At 39.2% G+C, this 20,532-nt stretch carries 18 protein-coding genes, 1 pseudogene and 1 riboswitch; of the genes and pseudogenes, 18 read left to right on the plus strand and 1 reads right to left on the minus strand.

From position 1 onward, the window contains the following. Window positions 1-896: 896 nt before the first annotated feature. From ACQKNC_RS22280 to purD, 13 genes are all read left to right on the plus strand, one after another. Window positions 897-1,091 (plus strand): NETI motif-containing protein, encoded by a 195-nt coding sequence (locus tag ACQKNC_RS22280; RefSeq protein ID WP_323655716.1) that lies wholly within the window; start codon window positions 897-899, stop codon window positions 1,089-1,091. A gap of 92 nt (window positions 1,092-1,183) precedes the next feature. Beyond that, window positions 1,184-1,282, plus strand: a riboswitch (purine riboswitch). Between the two features lie 211 nt (window positions 1,283-1,493). Further along, entirely contained in the window at window positions 1,494-1,982 is a 489-nt protein-coding gene (gene purE, locus ACQKNC_RS22285) for a 5-(carboxyamino)imidazole ribonucleotide mutase (protein ID WP_427426894.1), read from the plus strand. Beyond that, window positions 1,979-3,103 carry a 5-(carboxyamino)imidazole ribonucleotide synthase gene (gene purK / locus ACQKNC_RS22290; protein ID WP_427426895.1) on the plus strand — a complete coding sequence of 375 codons (1,125 nt, stop codon included), beginning with the start codon at window positions 1,979-1,981 and terminating at the stop codon, window positions 3,101-3,103. The genes purE and purK overlap by 4 nt, the downstream gene beginning before the upstream one ends. A gap of 13 nt (window positions 3,104-3,116) precedes the next feature. Continuing rightward, window positions 3,117-4,412, plus strand: a complete 1,296-nt coding sequence (gene purB, locus ACQKNC_RS22295) for an adenylosuccinate lyase (RefSeq protein WP_427426896.1) — start codon at window positions 3,117-3,119, stop codon at window positions 4,410-4,412. 98 nt (window positions 4,413-4,510) lie between these two features. Continuing rightward, window positions 4,511-5,221 (plus strand): phosphoribosylaminoimidazolesuccinocarboxamide synthase, encoded by a 711-nt coding sequence (purC, locus tag ACQKNC_RS22300; RefSeq protein ID WP_427426897.1) that lies wholly within the window; start codon window positions 4,511-4,513, stop codon window positions 5,219-5,221. Window positions 5,222-5,223: 2 nt separating this feature from the next. Further along, a complete protein-coding gene (purS, locus tag ACQKNC_RS22305; RefSeq protein WP_323655712.1) occupies window positions 5,224-5,472 on the plus strand; it encodes a phosphoribosylformylglycinamidine synthase subunit PurS in 249 nt (82 codons plus the stop codon). Between the two features lie 2 nt (window positions 5,473-5,474). Beyond that, complete coding sequence (purQ, locus tag ACQKNC_RS22310; RefSeq protein ID WP_427426898.1) at window positions 5,475-6,158, plus strand: phosphoribosylformylglycinamidine synthase subunit PurQ; 684 nt, start codon at window positions 5,475-5,477, stop codon at window positions 6,156-6,158. Then, window positions 6,145-8,379, plus strand: coding sequence for a phosphoribosylformylglycinamidine synthase subunit PurL (purL, locus tag ACQKNC_RS22315; RefSeq protein ID WP_427426899.1), 2,235 nt, complete (start codon window positions 6,145-6,147; stop codon window positions 8,377-8,379). Before purQ ends, purL begins: the two co-directional genes overlap by 14 nt. Then, a complete protein-coding gene (gene purF, locus ACQKNC_RS22320; RefSeq protein WP_427426900.1) occupies window positions 8,355-9,779 on the plus strand; it encodes an amidophosphoribosyltransferase in 1,425 nt (474 codons plus the stop codon). Before purL ends, purF begins: the two co-directional genes overlap by 25 nt. Before the next feature lie 86 nt (window positions 9,780-9,865). Continuing rightward, complete coding sequence (purM, locus tag ACQKNC_RS22325; RefSeq protein ID WP_427426901.1) at window positions 9,866-10,921, plus strand: phosphoribosylformylglycinamidine cyclo-ligase; 1,056 nt, start codon at window positions 9,866-9,868, stop codon at window positions 10,919-10,921. Beyond that, window positions 10,921-11,490 carry a phosphoribosylglycinamide formyltransferase gene (gene purN, locus ACQKNC_RS22330; protein WP_427426902.1) on the plus strand — a complete coding sequence of 190 codons (570 nt, stop codon included), beginning with the start codon at window positions 10,921-10,923 and terminating at the stop codon, window positions 11,488-11,490. Before purM ends, purN begins: the two co-directional genes overlap by 1 nt. Window positions 11,491-11,687: 197 nt before the next feature. After that, on the plus strand, window positions 11,688-13,214 hold the full coding sequence (gene purH, locus ACQKNC_RS22335; protein WP_427426903.1) for a bifunctional phosphoribosylaminoimidazolecarboxamide formyltransferase/IMP cyclohydrolase: 1,527 nt from the start codon (window positions 11,688-11,690) through the stop codon (window positions 13,212-13,214). A 75-nt stretch (window positions 13,215-13,289) separates the two neighbouring features. Next, entirely contained in the window at window positions 13,290-14,546 is a 1,257-nt protein-coding gene (purD, locus tag ACQKNC_RS22340) for a phosphoribosylamine--glycine ligase (RefSeq protein ID WP_427426904.1), read from the plus strand. Between the two features lie 532 nt (window positions 14,547-15,078). On the opposite strand, the gene ACQKNC_RS22345 is transcribed toward purD, so the two are convergent. Continuing rightward, the gene (locus ACQKNC_RS22345) at window positions 15,079-15,537 is read right to left on the minus strand and encodes a hypothetical protein (protein WP_427426905.1); all 459 of its coding nucleotides are present in this window, start codon (window positions 15,535-15,537) and stop codon (window positions 15,079-15,081) included. A gap of 200 nt (window positions 15,538-15,737) precedes the next feature. Here ACQKNC_RS22345 and ACQKNC_RS22350 point away from each other — a divergent pair, with 200 nt between their 5' ends. The 5 genes and pseudogenes from ACQKNC_RS22350 to ACQKNC_RS22370 all read left to right on the plus strand — a co-directional run. Continuing rightward, window positions 15,738-17,459: an adenine deaminase C-terminal domain-containing protein gene (locus tag ACQKNC_RS22350; protein WP_427426906.1), complete on the plus strand. Its 1,722-nt coding sequence runs from the start codon at window positions 15,738-15,740 to the stop codon at window positions 17,457-17,459. Window positions 17,460-17,522: 63 nt separating this feature from the next. Further along, a complete protein-coding gene (locus tag ACQKNC_RS22355) occupies window positions 17,523-18,584 on the plus strand; it encodes a DUF3048 domain-containing protein (protein WP_427426907.1) in 1,062 nt (353 codons plus the stop codon). Between the two features lie 15 nt (window positions 18,585-18,599). Next, complete coding sequence (locus tag ACQKNC_RS22360) at window positions 18,600-18,920, plus strand: YerC/YecD family TrpR-related protein (protein ID WP_004225717.1); 321 nt, start codon at window positions 18,600-18,602, stop codon at window positions 18,918-18,920. Window positions 18,921-19,031: 111 nt separating this feature from the next. After that, window positions 19,032-19,721 (plus strand): heptaprenylglyceryl phosphate synthase, encoded by a 690-nt coding sequence (locus tag ACQKNC_RS22365; protein ID WP_049668782.1) that lies wholly within the window; start codon window positions 19,032-19,034, stop codon window positions 19,719-19,721. 32 nt (window positions 19,722-19,753) lie between these two features. Then, window positions 19,754-20,446: pseudogene (locus ACQKNC_RS22370) on the plus strand (UvrD-helicase domain-containing protein); the annotation flags it as partial. Window positions 20,447-20,532: the final 86 nt, after the last annotated feature.

Here is a 20,532-nt window from a genome sequence, read left to right on the forward strand (position 1 = left end):
TCTTTAGCGCCGATGGTAGTTGGGGGCTTCCCCCTGTGAGAGTAGGACGTCGCTAGGCACCTAGAAAAGTCGAGGATTTATTCCTCGGCTTTTTTGTTTTATAAAATAATCATTTAAATGTTAAAATTATACATGATGATTTAGATTGTATAATATACGTTGAGGTATCCGAGTAGGCTATAATCCAATAAAATGGTATTTTTTATTTCCTTTACGATATTAATAAATTCACGTCATTTGTATTAGGTGAGCTAGGTATAATGATATCCATAGGGTTCTTATTATGCTTAATGCTTTTTTATTGTTCCTTTCCCTAGGTATATACTTAATTGAATTTCAAAATCTTTAATAAAGAACTGCAGCGTATTTTTCTGCAGTTCTTTTAATTTGTCTTCGATTAGTAACAATAAAGATATTATTCCTTTTTAATAGCTGATCACCAAAAGTTGAGAGTGATATCTTAAAACATATGCTATGTATAAAATTGATTTTCGTTCCGGCTGGATGACTCCTTGGGGATTAGCGATAGGGGAACGAAGGCTAAGATGATTACACCCTGTGATAACGCCTTCGTGACCAACATCGTGTTGCTGCCGCTACGTTTGCACTACGCTTTCGCACAAAAAACATCGTGTTGCTGCCGCTACGTTTGCACTACGCTTTCGCACAAAAAACATCGTGTTGCTGCCGCTACGTTTGCACTACGCTTTCGTACAAAAAACATTTGATGTCCCAAGCGGCTCATCGGACGCCCACAGTCAGAACGGAAATCAACCTCACGTTATGGTGAAAAGCATTTTATTAATAAATCATACATACTAAAGGAACAAACTAAAGGTATAATGGAACTCATACGAGGAGAAAGTATTAGATACAAGATTGAAAGGAAGAAAGCTTTGGGTAAAAAACAAATTTGGTATGAGGTAGAAGAAAACGAGTCAATTGAAGATTGTTTGGCAAGGATGCGTCGAGATGGTTATATGGCAGTGGGAAGAAAAGAAGAACCGATTTTTCACTTAGTCAATGGAGAACCAACGTATTTACGTCAAAAAATACAATTTAAAGCGATGTTATGGCAAGATTCCGAGTAGTTTTGACTAAAATCCGAACGTTTATAAATAGTAAAAATAAATTGTTCGCATTTTTGCATTGACGATAGTGGAATCACTTGTTAAAATGTGAGAAGGAAAACAAATAAGTCCCACATATATGCTAGAGGATTGGCTCTAGTGTCTCTACCCGGCACCGTAAATGCTGGACTATGCGGGAAAGCACTTTTGGCATGTTACGAGAAGGGAATGTACTGATACGTACATTTGCATATTCTTTTCATAATAAGTCCTCAAGTAAGCTGCTTTCACGCGTATGGTAGAGAGTAGTTTATTTGGGGATTTTCTTTGTATAAAAAGTAAAGATACTGCAGTAGCTATATGAGAAATAGAGGCTTGCACAATATTTGATCATTTTTCTAACGTTAAAAAGGAGCGACAATCATGAATCCGAAAATCGGTGTCATTATGGGGAGTTCAAGTGACTGGGAAACAATGAAACATGCATGTGATATTTTAGATGAATTACAAGTACCGTACGAGAAAAAGGTTGTGTCTGCACATCGTACTCCAGATTTAATGTTTGAGTATGCAGAATCAGCACGTGAGAGAGGTATTCAAGTAATTATTGCTGGTGCAGGTGGAGCTGCGCATTTACCTGGAATGGTAGCAGCTAAAACAACGTTACCAGTAATCGGTGTACCTGTGCAATCTCGTGCTCTTAACGGTCTTGATTCTCTATTATCAATCGTTCAAATGCCTGGCGGTGTACCTGTAGCAACAGTAGCAATTGGTAAAGCGGGAGCGACTAATGCAGGCTTGCTAGCAGCGCAAATTTTATCGACAACAGATTTAGAGCTTGCTAATAAACTAGATGCTAGACGTGAAGCCACGAAGCAACAAGTACTGGAAAGCACAGGTGACTTAGTGTGACGAAGATAATTTATCCAGGGCAGACGATAGGCATTATCGGAGGAGGGCAGCTTGGCCGTATGATGGCACTTGCTGCTAAAGAAGCAGGCTTTAAAATTGCCGTTCTTGAACCATTAATGGATTCACCATGTGGACAGGTTGCGGATATACGTATTGTAGCACCATATGATGATGAGGCAGCTTTAGAAGAACTAGCCGAGGTAAGTGATGTTATAACGTATGAGTTTGAAAATATCGATTATGATGGCTTAAAACGTTTAACACAAATGGCTTACGTTCCACAAGGTGCAGAGTTAGTACGCATCACACAAAACCGTGTGACAGAGAAAGAAGCGATTGTGAATGCAGGTTGTCCAGTAGCCCCTTATTTGGTTGTAAATACATATGAAGAATTACTAGCCAATATCGATAGGATTGGTTATCCTTGTATAGTCAAAACAGCAAGAGGTGGCTACGATGGCAAGGGGCAGCAACTTTTAAAATCTGCAGAAGACCTACCATTAGCAAAGGAGCTTTTCTCTCATTCGCAATGTATTGTTGAGGGATTTGTGCCTTTCGTTAAAGAGGTATCTGTCATTGTTCAAAGAAACGGTAATGGTGAATCATATTGTCAGCCAGTTGGAGAAAATATTCATGTTCATCATATATTACATGAAACAATCGTACCAGCTCGTATAAAAGAGGAAACATCATTGGCTGCAGAGCGGGAAGCCTTTAAAATTGCTGATTATCTAAATTTAGTAGGGACATTAGCTGTAGAAATGTTTGTATTAGAAGATGGTGGAATCGTTATTAATGAATTAGCACCAAGACCTCATAATTCAGGTCACTATTCTATAGAAGCATGTAATGTTTCACAGTTCCACCAGCATATACGCGCTGTTTGTGGTTGGCCATTATGTAAACCACAACTTTGGGCACCATCTATTATGGTAAATGTTTTAGGGCAGCATGTCATGCCACTTAGTAACTCAATTGCTAAATATCCTGAATGGTCTATACATCTTTATGGGAAAGCTGAAGCTAAGGTGAACCGTAAGATGGGCCACGTAACGATTATGACAAAAAACTTAGAAGAAACACTACAACAAATCGAGAGTTCTGGCATTTGGTCAGAATAGAAGGAGAAACGCAATGATCGAACGTTACACAAGACCCGAAATGGGCGCAATTTGGACAGAACAAAATAAATATCAAGCTTGGCTAGAAGTTGAAATTTTAGCATGTGAGGCTTGGGCAGAAATTGGAGATATTCCAAAAGAGGATGTAGCTAAAATTCGTGAAAATGCTTCATTTGATGTTAATCGTATTTTAGAAATTGAGCAAGAAACACGTCATGATGTTGTAGCATTTACTCGTGCCGTTTCTGAAACACTTGGTGAAGAGCGAAAATGGGTGCACTATGGTTTAACTTCTACAGACGTAGTTGATACAGCCCTGTCTTATTTGATTAAACAAGCGAATGATATTTTACGTAAAGACATCGTGAATTTCATTGATATTATTGCTGCAAAAGCGAAAGAGCATAAGCATACAGTTATGATGGGACGTACACATGGCGTTCATGCTGAGCCAACAACTTTCGGTTTAAAACTAGGTTTATGGTATGAAGAGATGAAGCGTAACCTAGAACGCTTTGATGCGGCGGCAAAAGTAATTGAAACAGGAAAAATGTCTGGAGCGGTTGGAACATATGCCAATATCGATCCTAAAGTTGAGCAATATGTATGCGATAAATTAGGACTAGCAGCATCACCTATTTCAACTCAAACATTGCAACGTGATCGTCATGCTCAATATTTAGGAGCGTTGGCATTAATTGCAACATCAATAGAGAAATTTGCAACAGAGATTCGCGGATTGCAAAAATCTGAAACGCGTGAAGTTGAAGAAGCATTTGCAAAAGGTCAAAAAGGCTCATCGGCGATGCCTCATAAACGTAATCCAATCGGGTCTGAAAACATGGTTGGTATGTCACGTTTAATGCGTGGCTATATGGTAACGGCTTATGAAAACGTAGCATTATGGCATGAGCGTGATATTTCACATTCATCTGCAGAGCGCGTTATTTTACCGGATGCAACGATTACACTTAACTATATGTTAAATCGCTTCGGTAACATTGTGAAAAACTTAACAGTATTCCCTGAAAACATGAAACGTAATATGGGTCGCACTTTTGGTTTAATTTATTCTCAACGTATCTTATTAGCACTTATCGATAAAGGGTTAGTGCGTGAGGAAGCGTATGATACAGTACAACCTTTAGCAATGCAGGCGTGGGACGAGCAAGTTCAGTTCCGTACGTTAGTCGATGCAAGTGAAAAAATTACATCGTATTTAACGAAGGAAGAGCTAGATGATTGCTTTGACTACAACTACCATTTACAGCATGTAGATATGATTTTTGAGCGTCTTGGACTTAACTAAGTAGAGTCACTAGCGGATGTTACAGAATTGAATCGTATACGCACGATTCAATTCTGAACAATTCGCGTGTATTTCATAATATCAGGGGGAGTAATGAAATGACTAAAGGTCAACTTTTGTATGAAGGTAAAGCAAAGAAATTGTATACAACAGAGGAGCCAAATGTGTTACTCGTTGAATACAAGGATAGTGCAACAGCATTTAATGGTGAGAAAAAAGAAGAAATTGAAGGCAAAGGCGTATTAAATAATCGCATTACCTCTTTAATTTTCGAAAAATTACAAGCAAACGGAATTGCGTCACATTTCGTAAAACAATTATCTGATACGCAGCAGCTTGTAAAAAAGGTAGATATTATTCCGATTGAGGTCGTAGTTCGTAATATAGCGGCAGGTAGCTTAGCGAAACGTCTTGGTTTAGAGGAAGGTACACCATTAAAACGCCCAATCGTTGAGTTTTATTATAAAGACGATGAGTTAGGTGATCCGCTCATTTCGACGGAGCATATTGATGTACTTGATCTTGCGACACCTGAGGAAGTGACAGCCATTTATGATGGTGCACTTGTAGTTAACAAAGTTCTGCAGCCTATATTTGCAGATGTCAACGTTACACTAATTGACTTTAAATTAGAGTTTGGACGTGACATTGACGGAAATGTACTACTGGCAGATGAAATATCACCAGATACATGTAGACTTTGGGATGCAACTACAAAGCAAAAGTTAGACAAAGATGTCTTTCGTAGAGACCTTGGTAATTTAACTGAAGTTTATACTATTATACTTTCTAGACTCGGAGGCAAATAACAATGAAAAAAGTTAAAATTTACGTAACATTACGTGAGAGCATTCTTGATCCACAAGGTTCAGCTGTACAAGGTTCTTTAGTGAAAATGGGTTACGCTGAAGTAGAAGATTTACGTATCGGTAAATATCTTGAACTATCAATTAAAGATACAGAACGTGATATTGATACTCTAGTAAAAGAAATGTGTGAAAAGGTTTTAACTAACGTTGTAATCGAAGACTACCGCTACGAAGTCGAGGAGGCTAACTAATCATGAAATTCGCAGTACTCGTTTTCCCTGGGTCAAACTGTGATATCGATATGTATCATGCGATTAAAGACGAGCTAGGTGAAGAAGTAGAATATGTATGGCATACAGCAACAGATTTAAGTGGCTTTGATGGCGTTTTAGTGCCAGGTGGTTTCTCATACGGGGATTATCTTCGCTGTGGTGCGATGGCAAACCAATCTAATATTATGGCAGAGGTCAAGAAGGCAGCAGATGCTGGTAAGCCAGTATTAGGAGTATGTAACGGATTCCAAATCCTAACTGAAGCAGGTTTATTACCAGGTGCATTACTTCGTAACAAAAATTTGAAATTCATGTGCCGTACAATCCAACTTAAAGTTGAAAACACTAATACATTATTCACAAACCAATATGAGCAAGGTCAAATTATCAATATTCCAATCGCACACGGTGAAGGTAACTACTACTGTGACGAGGAAACTTTACAAAAATTAAAAGATAACAATCAAATCGTGTTCACATACTCAGGCGAAAATCCAAACGGTTCTTTAGAAGATATCGCAGGGATTGTAAACGAGCGCGGCAATGTATTAGGTATGATGCCTCACCCAGAGCGAGCTGTTGATGCACTGGTGGGCGGAGCAGACGGTCTAGCAGTATTCAAATCAATTGTGAAGCAGTGGAGGGAAAATCATGTCAACAACTAAGTTTGAGCCAACAGCACAGCAAATTAAAGATCAAAAATTATACGCTGGTATGGGGATGTCAGACGAAGAATTTGCAATGGTAGAAGGTATTTTAGGACGTCTACCAAACTGGACAGAGACAGGTCTTTTCTCAGTAATGTGGTCTGAGCACTGCTCATACAAAAATTCAAAACCAGTGTTACGTAAATTCCCTACAAAGGGTCCACAAGTTTTACAAGGTCCAGGTGAAGGTGCTGGTATCGTAGATATTGGTGACGAACAAGCAGTTGTATTTAAAATGGAATCACATAACCATCCATCAGCAATTGAGCCTTATCAAGGTGCTGCTACAGGTGTTGGTGGTATTATCCGTGACGTTTTCTCAATGGGCGCACGTCCAATTGCGATGCTGAACTCACTACGCTTTGGCGAATTAAAATCAGCGCGTGGTAAATATTTATTTGAAGAAGTAGTTGCTGGTATCGCAGGTTACGGTAACTGTATCGGGATTCCTACAGTAGGTGGCGAGATTCAATTCGATCCTTGCTATGAAGGCAACCCACTAGTTAATGCAATGTGTGTAGGTTTAATTGACCACAAAGATATTCAACGTGGAATCGCAGCTGGTGTAGGAAATACAGTAATGTATGTTGGCGCTAAAACAGGTCGTGATGGAATCCATGGTGCAACATTTGCATCCGAGGAGTTAACAGAGGAATCTGAAAACCAACGTCCAGCAGTACAAGTAGGAGATCCATTTATGGAGAAACTTTTACTTGAAGCATGTTTAGAAGTTGTAAAATCTGACGCTCTAGTAGGTATTCAAGATATGGGTGCTGCTGGTCTTACTTCTTCATCAGCAGAAATGGCTTCTAAGGCTGGCTCTGGTGTAGAAATGAACCTAGACTTAGTACCACAACGTGAAACAGGCATGACAGCATATGAAATGATGCTATCTGAATCGCAGGAGCGTATGCTACTTGTTGTGAAAAAAGGTCGCGAAGATGAAATTAAAGCGATTTTCGATAAATATGATTTAGATGCTGTGGCAATTGGTCGAGTGACTGATGATAAAATGCTTCGCCTCTTACATAATGGTGAAGTTGTAGCTGAAGTACCTGCTGATGCACTTGCGGAAGATGCACCAGTTTATCATAAGCCATCTGCAGAGCCTGCTTACTATGCTGAGTTCCAGGCGATGGAAAACACTGAACCAGTGGTAACAGATTACAAAGAAACATTAAATGCACTTTTAAAAGCACCGACAGTTGCTTCAAAAGAGTGGGTTTACGATCAATATGATTATCAAGTACGTACATCAACAGTCGTTGCACCAGGTTCTGATGCAGCCGTTATCCGCGTTCGCGGTACGAACAAAGGATTAGCGATGACTACTGACTGTAACTCTCGTTATATTTTCCTAGATCCAGAGGTAGGCGGTGCTATTGCTGTAGCAGAGGCGGCTCGTAATATCGTAGCAACTGGTGGTACTCCATTAGCGATTACTGACTGCTTAAACTTCGGCAATCCCGAGAAACCAGAAATCTTCTGGCAAATTGAAAAATCAGCTGATGGTATTTCAGCGGCATGTACAGCACTGAATTCACCGGTAATCGGCGGTAATGTGTCTCTTTATAACGAGCGTTCTGGTGAAGCGGTTTACCCAACACCAACAATCGGTATGGTTGGACTAATTGAAGATTTAGCACATGTGACAACTCAAGAAGTAAAAGCTGCTGGCGATGTAGTATTTGTGATCGGCGATACAAAAACTGAATTCGGTGGTTCTGAGCTTCAAAAATTATTAAATAATGGAGTTATTTCAGGGAAAGCACCAGCTATTGACTTAGAAGTTGAAGCTGCACGTCAACAAGCATTGCTTAAAGCGATTAAAGCAGGGATTGTACAATCTGCACATGATGTAGCAGAAGGTGGTCTTGCAGTAGCGCTTGCTGAAACAACATTTGGCGCAAATGGCTTAGGTCTTGATGTGACATTAACAGGATCTGCTACATCAGCATTATTCAGTGAAACACAATCTCGTTTCGTTGTAACAGTGAAAGAAGAAAATGCAGCTGCATTTGTAGAAATAGTAAAAGACGCAAAGAAAATCGGTATCGTAACAAACGATGCGCTTGTTAAAATCAACGGTGACAACGGTGTGCTTGTTGAAGGTACAGTGGAGGAATTCCGTTCTAATTGGAAAGGAGCAATCCCATGCTTGCTGAACTCAGAGGCTTAAACGAAGAATGTGGGGTGTTTGGTATTTGGGGCAACTCGAATCCAGCACACCTTAGTTATTACGGGCTTCATGCTCTTCAACACCGTGGACAAGAAGGTGCTGGGATCGTCGTATCTGACGGTCAGCATCTTCGCGCGGTGAAAGGCGAAGGACTAGTTAATGATGTTTTCAACGAAGAGAAATTAAAGGCAGTGGATGGAAAGGCAGCAATTGCTCATGTCCGTTATACGACTGCTGGAGGAGGCGGTATTGAAAATGTACAGCCGTTATTATTCCACTCCTCAACTGGTAGCCTTTCAATTGCTCATAACGGTAATTTAGTCAATGCAACGCACTTAAAACAGTACTTAGAACGTCAAGGGAGTATTTTCCATTCTAGCTCCGACACTGAAGTGCTAGCGCATCTTATTAAGAAAAGCTCGCATTCACCATTCCGTGCAAAGGTGAAAAATGCCCTATCATTATTAAAGGGTGCGTATTCGTTCTTAATTATGACTAAAGATGAAATGCTTGTCGCACGTGATCCACATGGTTTACGTCCATTATCTCTTGGAAAGCTAGGAGATGGCTGGGTTGTAGCCTCTGAAACTTGTGCATTTGATTTAATAGGTGCAGAATTTGTTCGATCTGTTGAACCTGGTGAGTTATTAATTATTAACGATGAGGGTGTAAAATCTGATCGTTTTGCAGATATGGATAAACGTGCAATGTGCGCGATGGAGTATGTTTATTTAGCACGTCCTGATTCTGATATTGATGGTATTAACGTCCATATGGCGCGTAAACGTATGGGCAAACAGCTTGCTCGTGAATGTGCACATATTGAAGCTGATGTTGTAACAGGTGTGCCTGATTCAAGTATTTCAGCAGCAATCGGCTTTGCAGAAGAAAGTGGTATTCCGTATGAGCTAGGTCTTATTAAAAATCGTTATGTAGGTCGTACATTTATTCAACCGACACAGGAATTACGTGAACGCGGTGTGAAAATGAAGCTTTCTCCAGTTGTTCAAGTCGTAAAAGGTAAACGAGTAGTGATGGTGGACGATTCCATCGTTCGCGGTACAACTTCACGACGTATTGTAAAAATGTTAAAAGATGCAGGGGCTGCAGAAGTACATGTTGTCATTTCTTCACCACCAATGACGGATCCTTGCTATTACGGCATCGATACTTCAACACATGAAGAATTGATTGCATCTAGCCACAATGTAGATGAAATCCGTGATGCTATAGGAGCCGATTCACTAACATTCCTTTCCGTTGAAGGTATGGTGGAGACGATTGCAAGACCATATGAAGATGAAAACCGTGGATTATGCCTTGCGTGCTTTACAAGTAAATATCCAACAGAAATTTTCCCAGATACAATCTTACCGCATGAAAAAGAACTATTACGTTAAGAAAAACATCTAAACACTTCTAACAATGATTACTAATCTAGATTCAGATGTGCCAAGGCGATTTGGATGATAAGGAGGAACTCTGCGTGTCAAAAGCATATGAACAAGCAGGTGTAAATATTGAAGCAGGCTACGAAGCCGTAAAACGAATGAAGTCTCACGTTGAACGTACAAACCGTCTAGGTGTGATGGGCACGTTTGGTGGTTTTGGTGGTATGTTTGACTTGTCAGAACTAAATCTTAAAGAACCTGTTCTTATTTCAGGTACAGATGGTGTTGGGACAAAACTAAAGCTAGCGTTTATGGTGGACAAGCACGACACAATTGGTGTGGACTGTGTAGCGATGTGTGTCAATGATATCGTAGCGCAAGGTGCAGAACCATTGTATTTTTTAGATTATGTAGCCCTTGGAAAGGCAGAGCCAGCGAAAATTGAGCAAATTGTAAAAGGCGTTGCAGATGGCTGTGTGCAATCAGGTGCAGCATTAATCGGCGGTGAAACTGCAGAGATGCCAGGTCTTTACGAAGAAGATGAGTATGATTTAGCTGGTTTTGCAGTAGGAGCTTGTGAAAAATCAGCCATCGTAACAGGTGAAAAAATCGTAGAGGGTGACGTGCTTGTTGGTATTGCTTCGAGTGGGGTACATTCAAACGGTTACTCATTAGTGCGAAAAATTGTCTTTGCGGATAATCATTTCGCAGTTGATTCGATTGTGGAAGGTTACGAGGATCTTGGTCCTATCGGAGAAGCTTTGTTAGTGCCAACAAAATTATATGCGAAACCTGTACTTGCAGCTTTAAAAGCAGCAGACGTTCATGGCTGTGCACATGTAACTGGCGGTGGTTTTTATGAAAACCTACCACGTATGATGCCGGAAGGTTTAGCAACTGAAATTGACTTAGGTTCTTGGCCAGTCCTACGTATTTTTGAGTTTTTAAAAGAAAAAGGACAGCTAGAGGACAAGGATTTATATAATGTCTTTAATATGGGCATTGGTTTCGTCTTAGCTGTACCTGCAGACGAAGTAGATAAAGTGCTTGCTACAGTTGAAGCAAATGGTGAAAAAGCATACAAAATCGGTCGCGTTGTGAAAGGCGAAGGTGTTGTATTCAATGGCTCACATGATGGGAGTTTAGTGTAATGACTGCACCAACTAAAATTGCCGTTTTTGCTTCAGGTAGCGGCAGTAATTTTCAAGCTATTCAAGAGGCAATTGAACGTGGTGAACTAAATGCAAAGATCGAACTTGTTGTTACAGACAAGCCTAGCGCATTCGTGGTTACACGTGCTGAAAACTATAGTATTCCAGTGCTAGCTTTAAGTCCGAAAGAGTTTACATCAAAAGCAGATTACGAGACTGCTATTATCAATGCTCTCCATGAATGTCATGTAGAATGGATTGTGCTTGCAGGTTATATGCGCTTAATTAGTGAAGTATTACTAACTGCATATCCACAGCGCATTGTGAATATTCATCCTTCACTATTACCAGCTTTTCCTGGAAAGGATGCCATCGGCCAAGCGATGGAACATGGCGTCAAGATAACAGGCGTAACTGTGCATTTTGTAGATGAAGGTATGGACACAGGCCCTATTATTGCACAAGCGGCAGTGTCAGTTGTTGAAGGGAACCGTGAGGCAACAGAAACGGCAGTTCATAAGGAAGAGCATGTACTATATACAAAAGCTTTACAGCAATTATTAAAGTAATTCAGTGGTGAGGAGTTAGGTCTTCTGGAACAATACAGCCTAATTCTACTCTATCAATAATAGCAAGACATATTCGTGGCAAACACGATGAAAATTGGTTCATCATCAAAAGTTGTGGATGACTTTTGTTAAAACGTCTACTATGAAAATCAACCACACGTTCTGGTGATGACCCCAAAAATTAGGAGGATTTCGTTGTGACAAAACGTGCATTAATCAGTGTTTCTAATAAAGATGGTATTTTAGAATTTGCAAAGGAACTAGTAGCATTAGGCTATGAAATTTTATCAACTGGTGGTACGAAAAAAATGTTACAAGACAATAATGTTGCCGTAACAGCAGTAGATGAAGTAACTAAATTCCCTGAAATTTTAGATGGTCGTGTAAAAACATTAAATCCAATGATCCACGGTGGACTATTAGGAAAGTTTGATGATGCTTCTCATCAAGCACAAATGAATGAGCATGGAATTGAGCCAATTGAGATTGTTTGTGTCAATCTTTACCCGTTTGTTGAAACAATTTCAAAGCCTAATGTAACATGGGATGACGCTATCGAAAATATTGATATCGGTGGTCCAACAATGTTACGTTCTGCAGCAAAAAACCATCAATATGTAACCGTAATTGTGGATAGCAATGACTATGCGAACGTATTAGAGGAACTGAAAGCTAATGGTGCAACGACTATTGAAACACGTCGTAAGTTAGCTGCAAAAGTTTTCCGTCACACAGCCGCTTATGATTCATATATATCAAATCACTTAACAGAAGAAGAGTTCCCAGAGAGCTTAACAATGACATATGAATTAAAGCAAAACTTACGCTATGGTGAAAATCCTCATCAAAAAGCAGCATTCTATCAAAAACGTCTAGGCTCTGATTTTTCACTAGCTTATGCTACGCAACTGCATGGTAAAGAATTATCATACAACAATATTCAGGACGGGAATGCAGCATTGCAAATTGTTAAAGAGTTTGAAATGTCTGCAGCAGTAGCTGTAAAGCACATGAATCCTTGTGGTGTTGGAACTGGCGCAACGTTAGAAGAAGCGTTTGATAAAGCATATGAAGCAGATCCAACGTCTATTTTCGGTGGTATTATTGCTTTAAATATGGAAGTAGATGCAGCAACTGCTGAAAAATTAAGCCATATCTTTTTAGAAATTATTATTGCACCAGCATTCTCCCAAGAAGCACTTGATATTTTAACTAAGAAGAAAAATATTCGTTTATTAACAATACCTTTCGAGCAAGCAAAACAAGACAAATTCAATGTTGTATCGGTTGAAGGTGGTCTTCTTGTACAAGAACCAGATCGCTACGGATTTGCAAATGCAGATATTAAAGTAGTGACAGACCGTGAACCGACAGCACAAGAATGGGAAGCATTACAACTTGGTTGGGCAGTTGTGAAGCACGTTAAATCTAATGCTATTGTTGTTACAGATTCTCAAATGACACTTGGTGTTGGGGCTGGTCAAATGAATCGTGTTGGAGCAGCTAAAATCGCATTTGAGCAAGCTGGTGAAAAAGCAAAAGGTGCAGCACTAGCATCAGATGCGTTCTTCCCAATGAGCGATACTGTAGAAGCAGCAGCAGCGGCTGGTATTACAGCCATTATTCAACCAGGTGGTTCTATCAAAGATCAGGATTCAATCGATAAAGCAAATGAGTACGGTATTACAATGGTATTCACTGGCGTACGTCATTTCAAACACTAATTAGCACATGTTAAACACTAAGACCGAGATGTTGGTTCATCTCGGTCTTACTTACAAATAGGAGGATTCCCTAAAATGAAAGTATTAGTCATTGGAAGCGGCGGTCGTGAGCATGCTATCGCTAAACAATTTAGTATTTCACCATCTGTTAATAAAGTATTCGTAGCACCTGGTAATGATGGCATGCGAAGCGATGCAGAAGTTGTGGCGATTGATTCAATGGATTTTGCAGGATTGGCACAATTCGCTAAAGAAAATGCAGTAGATTTAACCTTTGTTGGGCCTGAGCAACCACTTGCTGAAGGAATCGTGGATTTCTTTAATACTCGTGGCTTACGAGTATTTGGTCCAACAAAGTCAGCAGCACAAATCGAAAGTAGTAAATCCTACGCTAAGGATATTATGAATAAATACCATATCCCAACAGCAGCCCATGAAACGTTCACTGAAGCAGATAAGGCTATAGCATATATTAAAGAGCAAGGTGCACCTATTGTTATCAAGGCAGACGGTTTGGCAGCTGGTAAAGGTGTAGTTGTAGCAATGACTGAAGATGAAGCAATTGAAGCTGTAGAGGATATGATTGGTAACCAACGTTTTGGTGAGTCATCTTCTCGTGTTGTCATTGAAGAATTCTTGGATGGGGAAGAATTCTCCTTTATGTCATTTGTCCATAAAGGTCAGATTTATCCAATGGTGATTGCTCAAGACCATAAACGTGCTTATGATGGTGATAAAGGACCAAACACAGGTGGTATGGGAGCTTATTCACCAGTACCTCAAATCTCACAAGAAGTAGTAGATGTTGCTTATAAGACGATTGTTGAACCAACCGTGAATGGTATGGAAGTAGATGGTGTATCGTTTACAGGGATACTATATGCAGGATTGATTTTAACGAAAACTGGTCCAAAGGTGATTGAGTTTAATGCACGCTTTGGAGATCCAGAAACACAAGTAGTCTTACCACGCATGACATCCGACTTTGGTGAATTTATGATGGCATTAATGGACGAAAAGCCATTTGATTTGCTATGGTCTGAAGAAGCAATGCTAGGCGTAGTAATTGCCGCAGAAGGTTATCCTGGGGATGTTGAAAAAGGTAATGCATTACCTAACTTAGAGGTTCTATCAGCTTCACACGCGGTATTCCATGCGGGTACAAAGCTTGTTGATGAGAAGTTTGTTGGTAATGGTGGACGAGTTTTATTAGTTGGAGCAAAAGCATCTACTTTAAAAGAAGCACAAGAAAAAGTATACGCAGGTATTGCAACAGAAAAATGGGACAATTTCTTCTACCGCAAAGATATCGGTTGGCGTACGTTTAAGTAGTCTAATATCAGGCGTGTCGACTTCGAAAAAATAAGTTGTTTATAGGCGCCCATTCTAGTTGATTGGAGTGGAGTCTGGGCGTTGGGAATCAGCGTCACAGATGAGACCTTGGAGCAAAGCGAATAGAGGAACGATAGTTGGCGAGCGGTAATTAACCCCTCGTTGTGGTAATATGTCATACAAGTATTTTTAATAAATTTTGGTCCATCATCGTAATTTAGAGATGACATTTTGTTAAAACGTATGCTATGCAAATAGTTGATTGTAGTGGAGGCTAGGCTACTCCTCGGGGATTAGCGTCACAGATGAGACCCTGGAGCGAGCAACGCGAGTGAAGCGGCTCATCGGACGCCCCCAGGAAAGCGCCTAGCCGGAACGGAAATCAACCCTACGCTATATTTTTTAATGCGATTAAACTTCTTATTGTTTTCAAATGTACGATTTAATTTATTTCAGCAGGTGTTTTTATGCCGAGGCATAAATTGATAAGGGAAGAGCCGTCTCAACAATACAGTTGAGACGGCTCCTTTGACTAAGAAGGATTTTGTGCTTTATTTGTAGAATTTTTACTTTCGGAGGAATTTTGATTTGAAGTGCTGGAGTCAGATTGCTTTGAAGCAGTTGCGTTTGAACCTGACGTATTTCCAGATATAGCAGAGGAGAAATCCTTCATGAGTTTGTCGATTTGTTCAGATGACATAGAATTTTGGCCGCTGAACATACTTTGCATAGAAGAGTTGCTGTTACTGTTGTTACTGCTGTTACTGTTGTTGTTCATAGCACCTTCCATACTAGAGCACAATAAAGCTTTAGTTGGGCAATACTTAAAGATACCCTCAGCCATTTTCATGGCACCAAGTGCAATCATCAATCGACCTTTCATACAGTTAGGATTTCTTGAGACTTTAGCGATACCAAATGCCGTTAAACATGTACCCATGCTAAAACGACAGAAAGCATTTTTTTCGCTTAAATTCGTTTCTTGCATCATAATATTTCCTCCTTTAGTCATTGTGGAAAAAATAAAGCGGGGTGCACTTTGCTTTATGAAAGTGCTGTGTTACGATTGAAACAAGATGATTGCATAAAGCACTAATTTTATGAAAAAATGCGTTTATGCAGTAGTAGTATGTGATTTCACGTTGGATTTACACAATGAAATTTTACGTAATTTAGGAAGGGGCGAATAGAATGGATCCAGTATGGAAAATTACAGAATTACGCCAACAATTAGCTGTAATTGATGGTAAAAAAGCACCGGATATCGTATTAAAAAATGCACGTTATTTACATAGCATGCTTAAACAGTGGATAGTAGGGAACATTTGGATTTTAGGAGATCGTATTGTCTATGCTGGTGATAGAATGCCTCCGTTATTAGATGGGACTGAGGTAGTCGATTGTACGAATAAAACAATTGTACCAGGATATATTGAACCGCATGTTCATCCGTTCCAGTTATACCATCCACAATCTTTTGCTGATTTTTGTGGACAACTAGGAACTACAACTTTTATTTCAGATAATTTAAGCTTCGTTTTATCTTTAGAAAATAAGAAAGCGTTTTCAATACTAGATGATTTGAAAAAGCTACCGTTTTCATTTTATTGGTGGACTCGTTTTGATTCGCAAACTGAAATGGAACAGGAGGAAGAAATTTTTTCTAATACGTCCATTTTAGAATGGCTAGAACGAGATGATGTTTTACTTGGAGGAGAATTAACGGGCTGGCCAAGGTTGTTACATGGAGATGACCAAATGCTCTATCGTATGCAAATGGCTAAGGGCTACGGGAAAAAAATAGAAGGGCACTTCCCAGGCGCATCAGAACGAACTTTAGCACGAATGAAGCTACTAGGTGCAGATGGTGATCATGAAGCTATGACAGTGGAAGAAGTAGAGCGACGTATTATGCAAGGATATGCTGTAACACTGCGTCATTCTTCAATACGCCCAGACTTACCAAATCTATTAAAGGGAATAGTCGAAAATGAGCTACCTATTTTTGACCATTTAATGATGACAACAGATGGCTCGCCTCCTTCTTTTCATGAGGATGGTGTGATGGATAAATGTATTCAAGTAGCCTTAGATGCGGGTGTAACACCAATAGATGCATATCAAATGGCTTCCTATAATGTGGCACGTTATTATAATATGTCCAACTTACATGGCTTTATCGCAACTGGTCGATTTGCTTCCCTTAATATTTTACAAGATGAATGGCACCCAGTTCCTGAGAGCGTACTATCGAAGGGTGTTTGGTTAAAACGCGATGGAGAGCAAGTGCAAAAACTTGCTACTATTGATTATTCAGCGTTACCTGAATTGGACTTAGATTTTTCATTAACGACTCATGATTTTCAATTCTCGATGCCGTTTGGAATTGAGTTAGTAAATGATGTTATTACAAAACCATATAACTCTTTAATTACTAGAGAAGGACAGCTTGCAGATCATGATGAATGCTATTTAATACTTATCAATAGAGATGGCAATTGGCATGTTAATACGATGATTAAAGGTTTTGCCACTAGTGTTCAAGGTTTTGCCTCATCTTATTCGAATACAGGCGATATTTTACTGATCGGAAAAAATAAAGACGATATGATAAAAGCCTTCGAAGAAATGAAAGCAATGCGTGGTGGTATTGTACTTGTTGAAAAAGGTGAAGTAATTGCTACTGTTCCTTTAACTATTGGCGGTTTTTTATATGATGGGGATGTTAAGGAGCTAACAGAAAAAGAGAAGTTCTTAAAACAAGCATTAGCGGAACGTGGTTACCACTTAGGAGACGCAATTTATTCTTTACTTTTCTTACAATCGACACATTTACCATATATCCGTATAACACCAAAAGGGATTTTTGATGTTATGAAGAATAAGTTATTATTACCAGCAGTGATGCGCTAGTTGAAGTTTCCCTATGGTATAGCCACAGAATTACAGTTAGATGTAATTGACTAAAGGAGAGTAATGCTTGTGTTCAAACCGAAGAAACTATTTATCGCAATGGCTTTTAGTACCTTATTGATAGGAGGATGTTCCAAAGATTCGTCGGAAGTGAAGGAAGATGACACGAACAAGGTCGACGATGGAACTGCTATTGAAGAGCCTATTCAAGAAGGGGTGAAAGTTGCTCCGTTAACAGGTGAAGCTGTGAAGGAAGAAATTACGCAACGCCCAATTATTGTTACCATTAATAATCATCCGAAAGCACGTCCGCAATCAGGAATAGAAGCGGCAGATATCATTTATGAAATGCTAGCAGAAGGCAATGTTACGCGTTTATTAGCAGTTTATCAAAGTGAACTGCCAGAAAATGTAGGACCAGTTCGTAGTGCTCGATCTTATTTTGTTGATCTTGCGAAAGGCTATGATGCATTTTACGTAGCGCATGGTTATAGTCCAGAGGCAAAATCGATGCTTACTAATAATGTAGTCGACAATATAAATGGTATGGAGTATGATGGCACACTTTTTAAACGTTCAAAAGACCGTGTTGCTCCACACAACTCGTATATTACGTCTGAAAATATATTAAATGGAGCGAAAAAAGTGGGCGCTTCAATGAGTTACCATGAAAAAGTACATGAGGCTTTTTATGAACCCGATGAACGTGGTAAAATAGGCAATGAAACAAGTCGAGTTGACATTTACTACGGAAATAGTGAGTATTTCCATAATTCATATGTGTATGATCATCAAAGTAATAGTTATGGACGACAATCGGCTGGCGTTGACACAAAGGATATGTTAACAGGCGACAAGTTATCATTTTCAAATGTTCTATTTTTTGAAATGAAACATCGAACTATTGATAATGAGGGACGCCAAGATATTGATTTAACTTCTGGTGGAAATGCGTATGTATTTCAAAATGGCTATATGAGAGAAGTCAAATGGGCTAATATTGATGGAATACCAATGGCTGTAGAAGAGTCTGGGGAGCTTGTAAAGCTAGTACCAGGGAAGTCTTGGATTCATTTCGTACCAACTTCACCAGGGTTACAAGCAATGGTGAAAACGCAGCCCTAAAGGGAGGAAGATTGCATGCAAATCGAAAAAATTCGAGGGCATCAAACAGATCAATTATTTAAAGCAGTGTTAGAGCTGAAAGACATCGAAGAATGTTATAAGTTTTTTGATGATTTATGTACGATTAGTGAAATTCAATCGCTGGCACAACGCTTTGAGGTTGCGCATTTACTACGTTTAAAGAAAACCTACGAATCCATTAAAAAGGAAACAGGTGCAAGTACAGCAACTATTTCGCGTGTACGTCGTTGCTTTGATTATGGGAATGATACATATGATGAAATGTTAGGTCGTTTGTATCCAGATGAAAAGCCGTTTCAAGCACCAAAAGAATAGTAGGTAAAGAGGCTGGGTAGAGTTTTTACCCAGTCTTTTTCATTTTTTTGTAGACAGTCATAAGCTATACTTGTAAACGAATAGATAGAAAATGATAGGTGGTAAAAATAGATGGATTATTTAGAATGGAGACATGTGTTCAAACTAGACCCAGCTAAAGATATTTCAGATGAGGCACTAGAAAAAATTTGTGAATCAGGTACAGATGTTATTATAGTTGGCGGAACAGACGGTGTAACTTTAGATGGTGTATTAGATTTACTTGTTCGTGTAAGACGCTTTGAAGTACCAATAGCGCTCGAAATTTCTGCGATTGATTCGGTAACACCAGGGTATGACTATTATTTCATTCCAACCGTGTTGAATAGTGATGACCCTAAGTGGATTAAAAATCTACACCATGAAGCAATTAAAGAATATGGAGATATTATGGTGTGGGATGAATTAGTCGCTGAAGGTTATTGTATTTTAAATCCGGATTGTAAAGTAGCGGAAGTAACGAATGCGAAAACTGATTTATCCATTGATGATGTCGTTGCCTACGCACGTTTGGCTGAAAATTTCTTTAGACTACCTGTATTTTATGTAGAGTATAGCGGTACTTATGGTGATATTGAAGTTGTAAGTGCTGTGAAAAATGAACTGAAAAATACTCGACTGTTTTACGGTGGTGGCATTACATCTGCTCAGCAAGCAGCAGAAATGGCAAAATATGCAGATACAGTAGTAGTTGGTAATATTATTTACGAAGATTTAAAAGCTGCACTTGCGACTGTTAAGGCTGTAAAAAATAATATATAATTTAAGAACAAATGTTTGTAAGGCGGTGCGAAATGGAGCAGTTAACGAAAAACTTATTAGCAGGTATGAACTCTGAGCAGGAAAAGGCGGTCAAAACAACTGAGGGACCGCTTCTTATTATGGCTGGTGCTGGATCAGGGAAGACACGTGTATTGACACATCGTATAGCATACTTAGTAATTGAAAAAGAAGTATATCCATCAAAGATTTTAGCAATCACATTTACAAATAAAGCTGCACGTGAAATGCGTGAGCGTATTGATGGCATTCTTGGTAACGGAACTGGCGATAGTATGTGGGTATCGACATTCCACTCAATGTGTGTGCGTATTTTACGACGTAATATTGATCAGCTGGGGATATCACGTAACTTTTCAATTTTAGATTCTACTGACCAGCTATCAGTTATTAAAAATGTTATGAAGGATGAAAATATTGATACTAAGCGTTTTGAGCCTCGTGCGATTTTAAATGCGATTAGTTCAGCAAAAAACGAATGTAAAACTGCGGACGATTATGCAGGTCAAATCAATGAAAATAATCCTTACGAAAAAACGATTGCCCGTGTTTATCAAGGTTATGAAAAAAGACTACGTCGCAATCAGTCACTCGATTTTGATGATTTAATCATGACAACTATTACATTATTCAAGCGTGTACCAGAAGTGCTTGAATACTATCAAAATAAATTCCAATATATTCATGTAGATGAATATCAAGATAGTGCGACACGTTGCTAATTGAAAAGATTAGCCACTAGCATATTTGCTAGGAGAACTAAGAAATCAGATGAGTCGAATGATGAGGTAAC

Origin of the sequence: Lysinibacillus sp. NPDC094177 (assembly GCF_050279145.1) — a bacterium.
Classification (GTDB): Bacteria; Bacillota; Bacilli; order Bacillales_A; family Planococcaceae; genus Lysinibacillus.

Excerpts from the sequence above, each read along its gene's own strand:
- purE (WP_427426894.1), top strand. The coding sequence starts at position 1,494 with ATGAATCCGAAAATCGGTGTCATTATGGGGAGTTCAAGTGACTGGGAA.
- purB (WP_427426896.1), top strand. The coding sequence starts at position 3,117 with ATGATCGAACGTTACACAAGACCCGAAATGGGCGCAATTTGGACAGAA.
- purC (WP_427426897.1), top strand. The coding sequence starts at position 4,511 with ATGACTAAAGGTCAACTTTTGTATGAAGGTAAAGCAAAGAAATTGTAT.
- purS (WP_323655712.1), top strand. The coding sequence starts at position 5,224 with ATGAAAAAAGTTAAAATTTACGTAACATTACGTGAGAGCATTCTTGAT.
- purQ (WP_427426898.1), top strand. The coding sequence starts at position 5,475 with ATGAAATTCGCAGTACTCGTTTTCCCTGGGTCAAACTGTGATATCGAT.
- purL (WP_427426899.1), top strand. The coding sequence starts at position 6,145 with ATGTCAACAACTAAGTTTGAGCCAACAGCACAGCAAATTAAAGATCAA.
- purF (WP_427426900.1), top strand. The coding sequence starts at position 8,355 with ATGCTTGCTGAACTCAGAGGCTTAAACGAAGAATGTGGGGTGTTTGGT.
- purN (WP_427426902.1), top strand. The coding sequence starts at position 10,921 with ATGACTGCACCAACTAAAATTGCCGTTTTTGCTTCAGGTAGCGGCAGT.
- purD (WP_427426904.1), top strand. The coding sequence starts at position 13,290 with ATGAAAGTATTAGTCATTGGAAGCGGCGGTCGTGAGCATGCTATCGCT.
- ACQKNC_RS22345 (WP_427426905.1), bottom strand. The coding sequence starts at position 15,537 with ATGATGCAAGAAACGAATTTAAGCGAAAAAAATGCTTTCTGTCGTTTT.
- ACQKNC_RS22350 (WP_427426906.1), top strand. The coding sequence starts at position 15,738 with ATGGATCCAGTATGGAAAATTACAGAATTACGCCAACAATTAGCTGTA.
- ACQKNC_RS22355 (WP_427426907.1), top strand. The coding sequence starts at position 17,523 with ATGCTTGTGTTCAAACCGAAGAAACTATTTATCGCAATGGCTTTTAGT.
- ACQKNC_RS22360 (WP_004225717.1), top strand. The coding sequence starts at position 18,600 with ATGCAAATCGAAAAAATTCGAGGGCATCAAACAGATCAATTATTTAAA.
- ACQKNC_RS22365 (WP_049668782.1), top strand. The coding sequence starts at position 19,032 with ATGGATTATTTAGAATGGAGACATGTGTTCAAACTAGACCCAGCTAAA.